Source organism: Bradyrhizobium sp. A11, from assembly GCF_042077125.1.
GTDB lineage: Bacteria > Pseudomonadota > Alphaproteobacteria > Rhizobiales > Xanthobacteraceae > Bradyrhizobium > Bradyrhizobium japonicum_B.
In genome coordinates, this window is the sequence record NZ_CP149509.1 from 6,066,859 (window position 1) to 6,081,843 (window position 14,985).

The window sequence follows — 14,985 nt, forward strand, 5'->3', positions numbered from 1 at the left end:
GACAGCTGCGACGACAGCACTCGATCGCCTCGCGCCATTACGCGCGGGGCGATACCTCGACTAGCCCCGCGTACCGCTTCTCTTGAGCGACGCGGCTCCCGTCTTCTCGGATGGAAAGCCCCTCGCCAACCTCGTCTCACTCGCGTGCAGCATGGCCGCGTCAAGCCTGCCCTGCCGCGCCCCGTCCAGGGCGCAGGCGAAGACGCGATAGAACTGCGCGCCGTCATAGGCGACCAGCAGCAGATCGACGCCGCCATTGATCGCCTCGACCACGGCCTTGCAGACATCGTTCTGGTAGATCGCGCCCATCACGAGGTCGTCGGTCATCACCACCCCCTGGTAATTCCACTTGTCGCGGATGATGCCCTGGACGACGGCTTTCGAGTGCGAGGCGGCGCGATCCGGATCGACGGCAGTGAGCGTGACGTGGCCGACCATCAGCGCGCTGCGCGAATGCGATAGCACCTCGCGGAACGGAAGCCAGTCGGTCGCCTCCAGCTCTTCGACCGGCGTGTCGAGATTGGCGCTGAAATGATGGGTGTCGGCGCGCACGCGGCCGATACCCGGAAAATGCTTGAGCGTGGCGCCGACGCCGGATGCTTCCAGCCCGCGCACATAGGCGCTCGCGATCGTGCTGACGACGGCCGGATCGCTCGCGATCGCGCGCTGGCCGATCAGCGTGTGGAAATCGAGCCGGTTGCGCCGTGCCGGCGGCTTGAGATCGAGCACCGGAGCGAGATTGAGGTTGACGCCGAGCCCGGCGAGCTCGCGGCCATGGATGCGGCCGAACTCCTGCGCCTTGGCCTGCTGATCGTCGGGCGCAAGCCCTGTGAGCGTCGCCAGGGCCGGCACTTTCGTCAGCGGCGGCGCGAGATGCCCGACGATGCCGCCCTCCTGGTCCGCGGCGACGACCAGCGGCGGCAGGCCGGCAGCGCGCCTGATGTCCTGGAGCGCGGCGATCTCGTTCCGCAGCGTCTCGACCGTGCCGCCGCGGAGGTTGTGCCGGGTGACATAGACGCCGCCGATCAGTCCCTGCCTGGCGAGGCGCGCGACCTCCGGGAAGGAGGAATAGCCGACCATGAAGTGAGCCCCGAGCTGCCGCGCCTCGGTGGCGTTGAGAACGTCGTGCTTGCGCAACTCGAACTTCAGATGCGCCGCGGACATCAGGAGCGACGGCAGGCACCAGAGCATGACGAGCAGCTTGCCCGCGATGCTGCGCCAATGTCCCCGCCACAGCAGAACGGCGACGATCAGCAGGCTTGCGGCGACAAGCGCGATGTTTCCGGCGCCGCGCAGCACGAGCAGATAGGGATCGTTCTTGTTGACGGCCGCGAACGCGGCCACAGGCGCGGCAAACCACAGCAGAATGAGACCGAGACGACGGAGGATTTGCATGATGTGCCACATGCTATGAGGGCGAATGCTTCGCACCTATCAAAGCGATTGGCGGTGCGCGAGAGGCAAAAGCGCGCCTGCACGAAATCTGCAAAAGACTCCTGAAGCCGTGCAGACGATGGTCCCGCCTTCTGCACGAGAGCCGTTCACGATGCGTCATGCCAACCACCACGAAAGGTCTTCTGGACATGACGAGCCTGGCGTCGACGATCGCGGACGAAATCAAGCCGATCGGTCATTCCTCGATCCCGGCCAAGGTCGGCCTCGCCCTGGTGCTGGCCGCGCTCGCCGACTGGCTGTTCTACGGGCAGCGGGCCGGGCTGTCGCTGGCGCTGTTTGCGATCGCGATCGCCGGCGTGTCGGTGCTCTTCAATCATGCGACCCTGAACCTACGCCGCGCCATGATCGGTTCGGCCGTTCTCGCCGCCGGTCTCGTGCCCGTTATCGAGGAGCTCAACACGCTGTCGTTCCTGATCCTCGTCGCCTCGCTGGCGATCGCGTTGCTGCTCGCGACCAATGCGGAAACGACCGGGCTCACCGACCGCGGCCGCGCGCTACGCAACTTCGTCCTACTCAGTCCCTTCAGGTTCTTTCTTGATACGCCCCAGGCGTTCAACGCGTCGGCGCTCACCCGCGGCATCGCGCGCTGGCTGCTGCCGGCAGCGCTCAGCGCCGTCTTCGTCGCGCTCTTCGCCGCGGCCAATCCGGTGATCGAGCAATGGGTGTCCCTGCTCAATCCGAAGCTCATCCTTCATTATGTCAGCATCCCGCGCGTCCTGTTCTGGGCCTTGATGCTGGCACTGGTCTGGCCGTTCATTCACGTGCGCTGGCGGCGCAAGCCGATCGTCGACACCGCTGTGGCCAACGGCCTCGTGCCGCCGCCGCTCCCGCCCGTTGTCGCAGCCGAATTCCTCGGCCCCTCCACCATCCTGCGCTCGCTGATCCTGTTCAACCTGCTGTTTGCGGCGCAGTCCGTTCTCGATGGCATCTATCTCTGGGGCCATTTGGCACTGCCCGACAATCTGACCTATGCCGGCTACGCGCACCGCGGGGCCTATCCGCTGATCGTAACCGCCCTGCTCGCCGCGGCCTTCGTGCTGGTGGCGATGCGCCCGGGCGGGCCGGCCGAGAACTCGACGGTGATCCGGCCGCTGGTCTATCTCTGGGTGGGACAGAACGTGCTTCTCGTCGCCTCCTCCATCTTGCGCCTCGATCTCTACGTGAACGTCTACATGCTGACCTACTGGCGCATCGCGGCCTTCATCTGGATGGGGCTGGTCGCGCTCGGACTGGTCCTGATCGTGGCCCGCATCGCCCTCCAACGCTCCAACAAATGGCTCGTCGGCGCCAATCTGATCGCGCTCGCGACCGTGCTTTATGGCTGCTCGCTTGTGAACTTCGATGCCTTCATCGCCGACTATAATGTCACGCACAGCCGGGAAGCGTCGGGCAACGGCCTGCAAATCGACATCGACTATCTCCTGACGCTCGGACCACAGGCACTGCCGGCCATCGACAGGGCCATCGCGCTCCGGCCCGGCTCGAGCGAGAGCTGCCTTGTGTCGCGACGCGACCGCCTTGTAGAACAGCAGCGCCAGGATCTGGCCTGGCGGAGCTGGGGCTTTCGGAGCTGGCGGCTTCAGCGCAGGCTGGACGCGCTGGCGAAGGATCAGTCCGGCAGCCGGCCGGCGGGGTGAGCGGAGAGTTTTCTTGGCGCATCGCATTCTCATCGTCGACGACGAGGGCCACATCCGCGAGGTCATCCGCGTCGCCCTGAAGAAGGCCGGCATGGACGTGATCGAGGCCCGCGACGGCAAGGAGGCGCTCGGCCGGGTGGCCGCCGACAAGCCCGACCTGATCGTGCTCGACATCGGCATGCCCGAATTCGACGGCCTCGACGTCTGCCGCGAGATCCGCAAGACGTCCGACGTGCCGATCCTGTTTCTGTCGGCGCGCGACGAGGAGATCGACCGCATCCTCGGCCTCGAGATCGGCGGCGACGACTACGTGACGAAGCCGTTCAGCCCGCGCGAGCTGGTGGCGCGGGTCAACGTCATCCTGCGCCGGCTCAACCCGCGCAACGGCGAGACCAAGTCTGGCCCCGCCGCGCTGGCCCAGGGCGGACTGCTCATCGACCCCGAGCAGCATGTCGCGACCTTCGCCGGCACGCCGCTGAAACTGACCGCGATCGAGTTCGGCATCCTGCGCGCGTTCCTGACCCGACCGACGTCGGTCTTCAACCGCGAGCAGCTGATGCGGGCGGCTTACCAGCTCAACATCCAGGTCTCCGACCGCACCATCGACAGCCACATCCGCAACATCCGCGCCAAGCTCGCGGCGCTGGCCTGCGACAACGTGATCGAGACCATCCACGGCGTCGGCTTCAAGCTCGGCCGCTGCGAGAAAGAGGCATGAAGGCGGCGCCCGACAAATGGCGGCCGTCGCTCGGCCTCGTGATCTTCACGGTGCTGGCCACCGTCGCCGTGCTGCCGCTGGTCGGCCTGTTCTTCTTCCGCCTCTATGACAATCAGCTGATCCGCCAGACCCAGGCCGAGCTGATCGCGCAGAGCCGCGTGCTGGCGACGATCTACGCGCAGGAAGTTTTGGCGCGGCTCGACAGCGGGCTGACGCTCGGGGCCGAAGTGCCGCCGAACGTGCTGCCCGATCCCGGCGACCCGGTCACGCCGATCCGGCCCGCGCTCGATCTCACCGCCAACGATCTGCTGCGGCGCCGACCGGATGCGCAGCCGGCATCGCGCCCTGCGCAGCCCGGCTATGTCGAAATCGGCGCAAGACTGACGCCGATCATCCGCGAGACCCAGAAGGTGACACTGGCGGGCTTTCGGATCCTCGATCCGCAAGGCGTCGTCATTGCCGGGCGGCAGGAGGTCGGGCAGTCGCTCGCCCATATCGAGGAGGTCGCGGACGCGCTGCACGGGCAATACCGCGCGACCTTGCGCAACCGCGTGCCGGACAAGCCGCCGCCGCCGATCTATTCCTTCAGCCGCGGCCTCGGCATGCACGTGTTCTCGGCCATGCCCGTCATCGTCAACAACCGCGTCGCGGGCGTGATCTACACGACGCGGACGCCGAGCAACATCTTCGATCATCTCTACCAGGAGCGGGCCAAGTTCGTGCTGGCCGGCCTCGCCGTCGTCCTCGGCACCATCGCGATCGGCCTCGTGTTCTCGCGCACCATCACCCTGCCGATGCGCGAGTTGATGGACCGCGCTGCGCGAATCGGCCGTGGCGACCGCGAGGCGTTCCAGCCGCTGCGGCATTACGGCACGCGCGAGTTTGCCCAGCTCTCCCACAGCTTCCTCGGCATGGCCGAGCAGCTGGCGCGGCGCTCGGACTATATCGCGACATTCTCGGCTCACCTCACCCACGAGCTGAAATCGCCGCTGACCTCGATCAAGGGCGCGGCCGAGCTGTTGCAGGATTCGGTTCAAGGCAAGGCAGGCAGCCTGACGCCGGCCGAGCAGAACACGTTCATTGCCAATATCCTGTCCGACACCCAGCGCCTGGAGGCGATGGCGCAGCGGCTGCGCGAGCTCGCCCGCGCCGAGAGCCTGCCGCAGAACGAGCGCACCGAGCTCGCGCCGGTGATCGCCGATCTCAGGAGCCGGTTTCCGGAGAGCGCGATCGCGGCCAGCGGCAACCTCGACCGCTCCATCGCCATGTCCGGCGAAAAGGCCCTGATCGTGCTGTCGCATCTTGCCGACAACGCCGTGCGGCACAAAGCGAGGGCGATCCGGCTGGAGGCGGCCTGCGAGCGCACGACCCTGCGCCTGACGGTGAGCAATGACGGCGAGCCGATCTCGGCGCCGAACCGCGACAGGATTTTCGATGCGTTCTTCACCACCCGCCGCGACCAGGGCGGCACCGGGATGGGGCTTGCGATCGCCCGCGCGGTGATGGCGAGCCATGGCGGCTCGATCAGCCTCAAGCCGACCGACGAGGGCGCGGCCTTCGAGCTCCAGTTTCCGGTCGGCTAGATCGCAAAGACCCACACGGCGACGATGGTGCCGATGGTGACCAGGCCAGCGATGGTCCAGCCGGCGGCATATTCCAGCTCGGGATGACCGGTCGCCCGCATGATCTCAGCCGGATCTGCGGTATGCTTCTGTGCCATGACAGCCTCTCGCACGTTACTTCCCGCGTCCTATGTAAGTCGCTTGGGCCGGCAAAAGGTTCCGTCACGGAAATGCGAGGAATGACGCAGCTTGGATTGTTCACTGAGCCGGAAGCAGGGCCTTCCGGGCTTCGCCATGTCGACAATTTTATCGAAGCCGCCCTTGAGCAGGATCTGATCGGCCGCATCGCAGCATTGCCGCTGCAGCGCTTCCAGTTCGGCGCCTTCGAGGGCAATCGCCGCGTGGCGTCCTTCGGCTACCGCTATGACTATTCGCTGCAGCGGCTGGCCGAGGCGGAGCCGATCCCGGACTGGCTGCTGCCGATCGCGCGCCGGGTCGAGGCCTGGGCGGGGCTGCCCGAGGCCAGCGTCCGGCAGGTGCTCTGCACCGAATACGACATCGGCGTCGGCATCGGCTGGCACCGCGACAAGCCGCAGTTCAATGAGGTCCTCGGACTGTCGCTGGGCTCGGCCTGCAAGTTCCGCTTCCGCCGCCGAAGCGGCGACAAATGGCAGCGCCACACGCTCGAGGCGCAGCCGCGCTCCCTTTACATGATGCAAAGCGAGGCGCGCTCTCAATGGGAGCACAGCATCCCGCCGGTGGAGGCGCGCCGTTACTCCATCACGTTCCGGACCATGAACGGGCCTGACAGGCCCTCCAAGCTAAAAATGCGAAAACAACCCCATGCACAGTAGAGCGCAAGCGCTCTGTGCCCTCGAACGTGCCTTTCTGGCGCGGCCGCTTGCCGCACCGGCAGCCCGTTCCGCGCCGGCCGCGGATCTGCCGAAGGTGCCGCGAATTCGCCTCAAGGCCGGCTGACTAATGAGGCGAATTGAAAAGACGGGCCACATCAGCGGGCCAATATGGGCCCCGAAGGCCGGCATCACCATGAAGAATTGTCTGACACTTTTCCTGCTACTGACCATGACGGCGGCGTCTGCCCATGTCGTATCGCCGGCAAGGCCGACGGGCCCCCCGGATCTCGTCCGGGTCGGCCTCACCGATTCCGACACCACCGCCGGCGGCACCGCGCGGCTGTGCGAGCAGGTCAGCTTCACCCGCGGCCTGCGCTACGGCGAGAGCGAAGCCAACGTGCTCGATGTCGCCGCCAGCGCCACCAAGGCGGACACGCCGCGGCCGGTGCTGCTGTTCGTGACCGGCGACACGTTCACCGGCGACCACGCCGCGCCGGAATTGTCGCGCCAGATCCAGGACCAGGCGATGTGCTTTGCCGCGCGCAACGACATGATCGGCGTGCGCGTCAACTACCGCCTGGCGCCATTGGCGACCTGGCCGGCCGGGGCGAGCGACGTGGCGGCGGCGCTGTCCTGGGTTCACGGCAATATCGACCTGTTCAACGGCGACGCCCGCGAGATCGTTGCGGTCGGCTACGGTGCCGGGGCCTTCCATGTCGCCACCCTGCTGGCGCATCCCGAGTTTCAGACCGACCGCGCCGATGTCGCCGCCGTCGTGCTGGTGTCCGGCATCTACCGCGCCGGCAAGGACGCGAGCGACAGCGAGAAGGCCTATCTCGGCAGCGATTCCGGCCAATACAACAGGCGCTCGGTTTTCCCGGGCATCCTCAACGTCGATGTGCCGATCGTGCTGGCCTGGGCCGCCGACGATTCCGCCAGCACCGTCGCACAGGGCGAAACCTTGAAGAAGACGCTCTGCGGCGCCGGCCATTGCCCGCGCAGCGCGCTGCTGCGCAGCCGCGACGGCATCGCGAGCGCCTTCGGTCTCGACGGCTCCGGCGACAGCCTCGCCGAGCCGACGCTGCTGCTGGTGAAGCAGCTGGAGGCGCGGGGGCTGCCGTAGGCCTTTTGGCGACGTGATCAAGACGGCGTCCACGGAAGGGGCGGCGATGTGAGGTGGCCTAGCGCGCGCGGGGACGAACCTCTTACCCTCCCCTGGAGAGGCCCCTCCAGGGGGGGCAATCGCATATGGGAGCGATCTCGCCTGTGGCCATCCTTCGAGACGCCCGCCGTTGGCGGGCCCTCAGGATGAGGACCAGGGCGCGGCACCAATGTCAACGAGCACCAATGCTGCTTAGCCTCATCCTGAGGAGACCGCGAAGCGGTCGTCTCGAAGGACGAGGCGCGCGCAAAAGCCTCGCAAAGCGCCATATGCGATAGCCCTGCCCTCCAGGGGAGGGTAACGAGAATCTCACGCGGGCTTCAGCGAAGCCAGCGCGCTCTCCAGCAGCGCGCGCACCCGGGCGGCGTCGCCGGACTTCACCACCGCGGGATCGAGATAGAGCTCGAGCCCCGGCGCGCGCTCGGTAATGATGCCGCTCCGCTCCGCCGCCCCGTCATCGAGTGCATCGACCGAATAGGGAATGACCTCGCGGCTGATGCCCTTCATCGTGATCGCCGGCAAAGCGTGGGCGCGGACGATGTCGCTGACCAGCGCGAAAGTCTCGTAGCTCAGCACGATGCCGCCGGGCTCGGCGATCGATTGCAGGCGCGCGGCGAGGTTCGCCTCGGCGCCGATGATGGTGTAGTCCATGCGGTCGGCGCTGCCGAAATTGCCGACATTGCAATAGCCCGAGTTGATGCCCATGCGTGAGCGGAACGGCTGCTCGATGCCGGACGCCCGCCATTTCGCGTTGAGCTCGGCCAGGCGCTGCTGCATGCGCCAGGCCATCTGCAGGCAGGCCTGCGCATCGGCGCGATCGCCCCTGGTCTCGGGATCGCCGAAGAAGATCAGCATGGCGTCACCGATGAACTTGTCGATGGTGCCGCCATAATCGTGGGCGATCGCCGACATCTCGGTGAAGTATTCGTTGAGGAGCTGGGTCAGCTGCTCCGGCTGCAGCCGCTCCGCGGTGGCCGTGAAATTCTGGATGTCGGAGAAGAAGATGGTGAGCTTCTTGCGCTCGGTGTGGATGGTGACGTCCTTCTGGCCGGAGAAGATGCTCTTGTAGACCTGCGGCGGGATGTAGCGGGAGATCTTCATCGAGAGCGAGGCCAGGAAGTCGTTGGCGGATTCGAGCTCCTTGTTCATGCCCTTGATGCGACGCGCCTGACGGCGCTGCAGCGACAGGAACGCCAGGCCGCTGCCGGCTGCGATCACGAAATAGGCCAGCAGAAACTTGAACGAGAAGATGTTGGCGGCGATCGGCTGCGCGATGATCACCTCCTGGATGCCTCTGACGTCGCCGACCTTCCAGTCCTTCTTCGGGCTCTCGGGATGGCTGTTGTGGCAGCTCACGCAGGCCGGGCCCATCGTGACCGGCGCGACCAGGCGAACCTTGTCCGAGAACAGCGAGGTCTCGGTGTCCACGATCTTCTGCTCAGGATCCTTCCTGAGCGAATCGAGCGCGTCCTTCTCGAACTTGTCGAGCTGGTGCGCCGCGCGGTTCTGGAACGGGAAGTCCGAGACGAACCGGTAGGTGATGTTCTCCTGCTGCGCGCCGATCACCCGTCCGAGCTCCAGCGACAGCGTCGCCGGAATCGGGATCGCGCCGGGAACGGATTCGTAATTGTGCACGACCTTCGTGGTCCCGTCGGGATTGGCCAGCACGCGCCCGACCACGTTGGAGGCGTAATAGCCGCGCACGCTCGTGATCACCGAATTGAGATCGATCGCCTGGCGTCGCAACGCCGTCTTGCTGAGCTCGGTCAGGTCCAGCCACACCGCAAGCGGCAGAGCGAGCAGGAGGAAGGCGATCACGGCCCCGGTGAGGATGCCGTTCTTGCGCTGCTCTTCGGAGATCTCTCGTTTCACGCTGTGGCTCCGTTCTGTGCGATTTGCCGCAAATTGCCAGAATCCGTGGCAGGGAATGCGGCGGCACAGAGCCCATAATTGCAGGCCGGCGCAACCCCATTTTATGATGTCGCAGCAAATCGCTTTTCGTTTGATCACGGATGCTTAAGATCGGCATCGATCTGCATCCGCCCGGCCGGGAGAAGCCCATGACCGAAACCATCCGCATCAAGCGCTTCCAGGCGCGCCCCGTGATCGTGCCGATGAACCTGCCGCTCCAGACCGCGACCGGCGCGGTCGCCAAGGCGCCGCTGGTGCTGATCGACTGCGAGACCGATCAGGGCGCGGTGGGCCATGCCTATCTGTTCTCGCTCACGCCCTCGGCCCTGAAGCCGCTGGCGGCGATGGTCACGGAGATGTCAGATCTCCTCGCCGGAGACGAGCTGCTGCCGTTCGAGATCGAACGCAAGCTGGCGCAGCGCTTCACGCTGCTGGGCCTCGCCGGCCTGCAACGACTGGCCCAGTCCGGCATCGACATGGCGGCCTGGGATGCGCTTGCGCGCACGCGCGGCCTGCCGCTGGCGCGCCTGCTCGGCGGCGCGCCGAAGCCGGTGAAGGCGTACAATTCGAAGGGGCTCGGCATCATGCCGACGGGCGCCGCCGTCGAGGAGGCCCACAAGCTGCTGGCCGAAGGCTTCCAGGCTGCCAAGATCCGCGTCGGCCGTCCCGATGCGCGGGAGGATCTTGCCGTCGTTCGTGCGGTCCGCAAGGCCGTCGGCGACCAAGTGACGCTGATGTGCGACTACAATCAGGCGCTGACGGTGACCGAGGCCATCCGCCGCGGCGAGATGCTCGACGACGAGGGCCTCACCTGGATCGAGGAGCCGATCCGCCATGACGATTATGCCGGCTGCGCCCGCATTGCAGACGCGCTGCATACGCCGGTGCAGATCGGCGAGAATTTCGACAGCGCGTTTTCGATGCAGGCCGCACTGTCGGCGGAAGCGTGCGACTACGTGATGCCCGACGTCCAGCGCATCGGCGGCGTCACCGGCTGGCTGCGCGCCGCTGCTCTGGCGCATGCTGCCGGCATCGAGATGTCGTCGCATCTGTTCTCGGAAGTCAGCGCGCACCTGCTCTGCGTGACACCGACCGCGCACTGGCTGGAGTATGTCGACTGGGCCGACGCGGTGCTTGCCACGCGCTTGACCATCAAGGACGGCTTTGCGCTGCCGAGCGAGCATCCCGGCAACGGGATCGAATGGGACGAGGCGGCGGTGAAGAAGTATCTGGCCGGGTAGGTCGAGGGCGGAGGCTCTCGACATGTCCGTCATTGCCAATGTCGGCGGATGAGGGCGACTGCATTCCCCGTCATTGGCGACCCGTCAACGTGATCGGGGTGCGATACGCACGTCCGGTGCAACTCGGTCGCTGGGATAGACGATCACCTCTTCACCAGGGGCGAGGCCGGAAGCGACGGCCGCGAAGCGGCCGGAGCGGCGCAGGAGCTCGATTTGACGCAGTTCGGCCCGCCCGCCCTTCGCAACATAGACATTCCAGCCTTCGCCCCGACGAAACAGCGCGCCGGATGGGACGATCGTGGCTTCGTCCCGCGCGAGGACGGTGATCTGAACGTCGACCCGATAGCCATCTCCCAGTCGGGCCCACTGCTTCGCGGGCGAGAGGATGTCGACGAGGACATTGACCCTTTGCTCCTCGACTCCGAGCGTGGAGACCTTCGTGAAAGCTGCCGGCTCGACCCGGCGAACCCGACCCGTCAGTTTTTCCTCCCCACCCCAATGATCGATGCTGACATCGGCTCCGGGACGGATCTCCACCGCATCGGTGCTGAGAACGTCGGCCACGATTTCGAGATCGCTGGCGTCGCCGACGTCAAGCAAGAGCGTACCCGGCTGCACGATCGTTTCGCTTTCCTGCGCGACCTTCAGCACCACGCCGGCGACAGGCGACACAACGTTCCAGCTATCCGGGTGCCCGTTGCCATCGTTGCCGTAGCGGGCCAGCAATGCACGCATCTGGCTGATCTCATGCTCGGCGGCATGATTCTGAAATTCCGCCGCCCGCAGGTCCCGGTCGGCGAGACGCACCGCAAGCTCTGCACGTTCGAACGCCTGCGTCGTCGCGGCTCCCTGCTGGACCAGAGTCCGCGCCCGGGTCAAATCGGTATTGGCTTGATCGCTCTGGGCTTTGGCCCGTTCGACGACCGCCCTGGCGCGCTCCAGATTGGCTTCGGCCACTCCCAATCTTTCCTCGACCTCCCGGCGAGTCCGCGAGTCCATCAGGGGAGCCGGGGATGGGGTGATCGTGGCGACGGCGTCGTCGACCTGAACTTGATCGCCAACCTTGAACCGGATCCGGCTCAGCCGCCCCGCAAGCGGTGCGGCGACCGCGTACCGCTCGCGGACGCGCGCCTTGCCATCCTCATCGACGGTGGCGGTGAACCTCCCCTTTGTCACAGCCGCCGTCTCGACCGGCACTGAGGCTGGAATCAGGAGCCATGCCGTAAATCCGGCGGCGGCCAAGAGTCCGGCAACAATTGCGGCATGACGGCCCGTGACGTGCATGTTCATTCCCTGGTCTTGAGAGCTGCGACCAAGTCGATTCGATCAACACGGCCTTTGACAATGCGGGCGCTGGCGGCAGCAGCAACGATGACGACGCCAACGGCAATGAGACTGGTCTGCGGGGCGATCACGGCAGGTATCTGGAAGCTCTCGTTGGAGTGAAATCTGGCGATCAGTCCGATAACGGCATGAGAGAGCGGCAGGCCGATCAGAATCCCCAGCACGATCTCGATAGCGAACTCGGCAAACAGGATGCTCGCAACCTCGCCGCGCGTAAAGCCCAGCACCCTGAGGCTGGCCAGCTCCCATGCGCGCTCCTGCAAGCTGATGCGCGCGCTGTTGTAGACGACCCCTACCGTGATGATGGTGGCGAAGGCCGCAAGGATGCCGGCGGTCACGAAAACGAGACCGGCGATCTTCTCCATGAACGAAGTGAGCGCATACGCCTTCATCGTCACCGATTCGATGGTCGGTAAGCTCTTGAACCTTTGCCCCAAGGCCATCATCGCAGTCGGCTCAACGTACAGGCTCGCCGCGGAAATCACGGCACCCTCGCCGGTAAAGCGATTCAGGGTCTCGATCTCCATGTAAGATGCCATTCCGATCGCCTCGTCGACGATGGCACTGACCGGCAGATCACGGTTGCGTCGCCGTCCTTCCATCGCCTCGACCGTGAGGACGTCGCCAGCCTTCGCGTCGAGCCGTTCGGCAAGCCGCCGTGTGAGCGTAATCCCGTCGGGGCTTACCGCGATCGGACGCAGCATCGCATCATGCGGCCGCCGCAGCTCATCTCGCGCGGATAGACCGATCACCGAGGTCAGATAATTCTGCTGCCCGGCGCGTAGTCGCACCGGCACGATGCGCTGTCCTTCCACCGCCAAGACACCGGGCTCACGAGCCAGGTCCCGCATTATGGTCCGGTCCATGGGGTGCGGAAACGTCACCGTCGTGTTGCCGCGCTCCACAAGGTTGAATTGCAGGTCGATCATCTCGTTGATCGCGTCGTGCCAAAAGATTCCCAGCACCATCATTGGGACGGCAAAGGCCACGCCGGCGACCGTCAGCAGCGAACGAAGTGGACGTCCGGCGGTGTTCCTCAAAATCATCAGGAGGCGAGATCGGATCGCGTTGCTGGGCAGAAGTGCTTCGATCCACGAGCGGCGAAAGCCGAGCGGCGCCGCCGGCCGCATGGCGACCGCCGGCGCCAGCCGGACGACCTGCCGCAGCGCTGTCAGGACGCCGAGCGATGCCGCAGCCAGGCTGATCGCAATCCCGAGCGCCAACGACCAGGGCGTCAGCCGAAACGGCAGGTCGGGCAAGCGAAAGAAGCTTTGGTAGCTTGCAATCATCGCTTTCCCGAAGCCCCAGCCGGCTCCTATGCCAAGCGCAGATCCAATCAGCACGATAACGAGAATGAGCTTGAGATAGTGCACGGTCAGCGCGGAGGTTGGAAAACCCAGTGCCTTCAACGCGGCAATCTGCTCGCGTTGGACCACCACGATCCTCCCCAGAGCGCTGTTGAGCAGGAACGCCGCAACCCCGAAGAAAATGAACGGAATCGTAATCGACATCACCTTCTGCTGGTTCAGCTCGTCCTCGAGGAAGCGGTTAGAAGGCTGATCTCGCCGCTGGACGGCGCCGACCGATCCGTACTGTTCAAGCAACCGGTCCAGTTCATCGATAACCGGCTTCGGATCGGTGCCCGGCGGCAGCGAAATGACGGCGTCATTGAAGGCTGCCTTCATATCGAAGGCGGCTTCCGCCGCACTGCGGTCGACCCAAAGGATCGCATAGAGCCGATCGTCGGGAATCGGCAGGCCCGGCTTGACGGCATAGACATATTCGGGCGAAAGCGCGATGCCGGAGACGTGGAAAGCTTCCACCTTCCCGTTGAGCAGGACGCGGACGTCGTCTCCGGGGTTCACTCCGTTGACTTCCGCGAACGCTTCGTTAATCGCCGCAGTTCTCGCAGAGCCCGGCTCGGGCGCCGCGCCACGGCGCAAATGAAGTCGGGCGAGCCTTTCGTCGCCCGCACGGCTGAGCGACACCATCCGCGCCGACACCGGCTGGGCTGCAGCCGGCCAATCGACGATGACCTCACGAACGATGCGGGGCTCAACCGTGGCAACGCCGGCAATTGCCTCAAGTTGCGGGACGATCGACAGCGGTGCCCGCTTGAGACTCACGAAGATCTGCGGGAACCGCGCAGCCGCGTAGAAGCGCTCCACGGCCGCATTGAGCGATTCGTAAGTGGAGACCGACCCAATGAAGACGGCGACGCCGGCTGCGACCAGCAGCGCGATCGTCAGCACCTGGCCCCGCATCGCGCCGATGTCGCGCAGCAGTTTTCGATCGAGCAGGCTCACCAGTGCACCTCGTCTGCCGAGAGCCGATGCGCATTGCGCTCCTCGCCGACGATCCGCCCGCCGCCGAGCCGCAGTACGCGATCCGCCATGCCCGCAATCGCAGCATTGTGCGTGATGATGATCGTTGTGGTGCCGAGGCGCTCGTTGGCTCGCGCAATCGCCGCCAGCACCACCTTGCCGGTCTCGTAGTCCAGCGCGCCCGTCGGCTCGTCGCACAAGAGCACATCCGGCGACTTGACGATGGCACGGGCAACCGCAACGCGCTGCTGTTCGCCGCCGGACAGCTGCGAGGGGAAGTGATCGGTCCGCTTTTCGAGCCCGACGAGCGCAAGCACCTCCCGCGGCTCGAGCGGCTTGTCCGCAATCTCGGTCACCAGCGCGACGTTCTCGAGCACCGTCAGGCTGGGAATGAGATTGTAGAACTGAAAGACGAAGCCCACGTGTTCACGCCGGTACCGGGTCAACTCCGCATCAGTCGCGCCGACCAGATTATGATCGCGCCAATGAGCCTCGCCCGACGTCGGGCTGTCCAGGCCCCCCAGGATATTCAGCAGCGTCGACTTGCCCGATCCGGACGGCCCTAGGAGCACGACGAACTCGCCTTCGAAGATGTCGAGGTCGACGTCGCGCAGCGCATGCACCTCGATCTCTCCCATTCGATAGGTCTTCGAAAGACCCCTGGCGTGAAACACCGGGGATCTCTCGGTATCCTTTTCGAACAATTGGGTGTCCATGGGCGTAACCCGCTCGCCGACTGAAGCTGCCTGAGCATATTCACGCGAGTTCCGGACAGCT

At 65.5% G+C, this 14,985-nt stretch carries 12 protein-coding genes; 6 read left to right on the plus strand and 6 right to left on the minus strand.

Annotated features, from left to right (window positions below):
- Window positions 1-60: 60 nt before the first annotated feature.
- Window positions 61-1,395, minus strand: a complete 1,335-nt coding sequence (locus tag WI560_RS28550; RefSeq protein WP_375305846.1) for a glycoside hydrolase family 3 N-terminal domain-containing protein — start codon at window positions 1,393-1,395, stop codon at window positions 61-63.
- 188 nt (window positions 1,396-1,583) lie between these two features.
- On the opposite strand from WI560_RS28550, the gene WI560_RS28555 reads away from it, so the two are divergent.
- Genes WI560_RS28555 through WI560_RS28565 form a run of 3 tightly spaced genes read left to right on the plus strand, consistent with a single transcriptional unit; the run spans window position 1,584 to window position 5,393 of the window.
- Complete coding sequence (locus WI560_RS28555) at window positions 1,584-3,092, plus strand: DUF4173 domain-containing protein (RefSeq protein WP_375308932.1); 1,509 nt, start codon at window positions 1,584-1,586, stop codon at window positions 3,090-3,092.
- 13 nt (window positions 3,093-3,105) lie between these two features.
- Window positions 3,106-3,810 carry a response regulator gene (locus WI560_RS28560; protein WP_375305847.1) on the plus strand — a complete coding sequence of 235 codons (705 nt, stop codon included), beginning with the start codon at window positions 3,106-3,108 and terminating at the stop codon, window positions 3,808-3,810.
- Complete coding sequence (locus WI560_RS28565) at window positions 3,807-5,393, plus strand: ATP-binding protein (RefSeq protein WP_375305848.1); 1,587 nt, start codon at window positions 3,807-3,809, stop codon at window positions 5,391-5,393. Before WI560_RS28560 ends, WI560_RS28565 begins: the two co-directional genes overlap by 4 nt.
- Here the strand turns inward: WI560_RS28565 and WI560_RS28570 are convergent.
- A complete protein-coding gene (locus WI560_RS28570) occupies window positions 5,390-5,530 on the minus strand; it encodes a hypothetical protein (protein ID WP_375305849.1) in 141 nt (46 codons plus the stop codon). The two genes, WI560_RS28565 and WI560_RS28570, sit on opposite strands and share 4 nt — an antisense overlap.
- Before the next feature lie 81 nt (window positions 5,531-5,611).
- Between WI560_RS28570 and WI560_RS28575 the strand changes: the two genes are divergently transcribed.
- Both WI560_RS28575 and WI560_RS28580 read left to right on the plus strand, forming a co-directional pair.
- On the plus strand, window positions 5,612-6,226 hold the full coding sequence (locus tag WI560_RS28575) for an alpha-ketoglutarate-dependent dioxygenase AlkB (protein WP_375305850.1): 615 nt from the start codon (window positions 5,612-5,614) through the stop codon (window positions 6,224-6,226).
- 193 nt (window positions 6,227-6,419) lie between these two features.
- Entirely contained in the window at window positions 6,420-7,349 is a 930-nt protein-coding gene (locus WI560_RS28580) for an alpha/beta hydrolase (RefSeq protein ID WP_375305851.1), read from the plus strand.
- Between the two features lie 348 nt (window positions 7,350-7,697).
- Here WI560_RS28580 and WI560_RS28585 read toward each other — a convergent pair whose 3' ends face one another.
- The gene (locus tag WI560_RS28585; RefSeq protein ID WP_375305852.1) at window positions 7,698-9,260 is read right to left on the minus strand and encodes an adenylate/guanylate cyclase domain-containing protein; all 1,563 of its coding nucleotides are present in this window, start codon (window positions 9,258-9,260) and stop codon (window positions 7,698-7,700) included.
- Between the two features lie 188 nt (window positions 9,261-9,448).
- Here WI560_RS28585 and WI560_RS28590 point away from each other — a divergent pair, with 188 nt between their 5' ends.
- Window positions 9,449-10,540 carry an enolase C-terminal domain-like protein gene (locus tag WI560_RS28590; RefSeq protein ID WP_375305853.1) on the plus strand — a complete coding sequence of 364 codons (1,092 nt, stop codon included), beginning with the start codon at window positions 9,449-9,451 and terminating at the stop codon, window positions 10,538-10,540.
- A gap of 84 nt (window positions 10,541-10,624) precedes the next feature.
- Here WI560_RS28590 and WI560_RS28595 read toward each other — a convergent pair whose 3' ends face one another.
- The 3 genes from WI560_RS28595 to WI560_RS28605 are packed head-to-tail and all read right to left on the minus strand — an operon-like array spanning window position 10,625 to window position 14,924.
- Window positions 10,625-11,830, minus strand: a complete 1,206-nt coding sequence (locus tag WI560_RS28595) for an efflux RND transporter periplasmic adaptor subunit (protein ID WP_375305854.1) — start codon at window positions 11,828-11,830, stop codon at window positions 10,625-10,627.
- Complete coding sequence (locus WI560_RS28600) at window positions 11,827-14,190, minus strand: ABC transporter permease (protein WP_375305855.1); 2,364 nt, start codon at window positions 14,188-14,190, stop codon at window positions 11,827-11,829. Before WI560_RS28600 ends, WI560_RS28595 begins: the two co-directional genes overlap by 4 nt.
- Window positions 14,187-14,924 carry an ABC transporter ATP-binding protein gene (locus WI560_RS28605; RefSeq protein ID WP_375305856.1) on the minus strand — a complete coding sequence of 246 codons (738 nt, stop codon included), beginning with the start codon at window positions 14,922-14,924 and terminating at the stop codon, window positions 14,187-14,189. The genes WI560_RS28600 and WI560_RS28605 overlap by 4 nt, the downstream gene beginning before the upstream one ends.
- Window positions 14,925-14,985 lie beyond the last annotated feature (61 nt).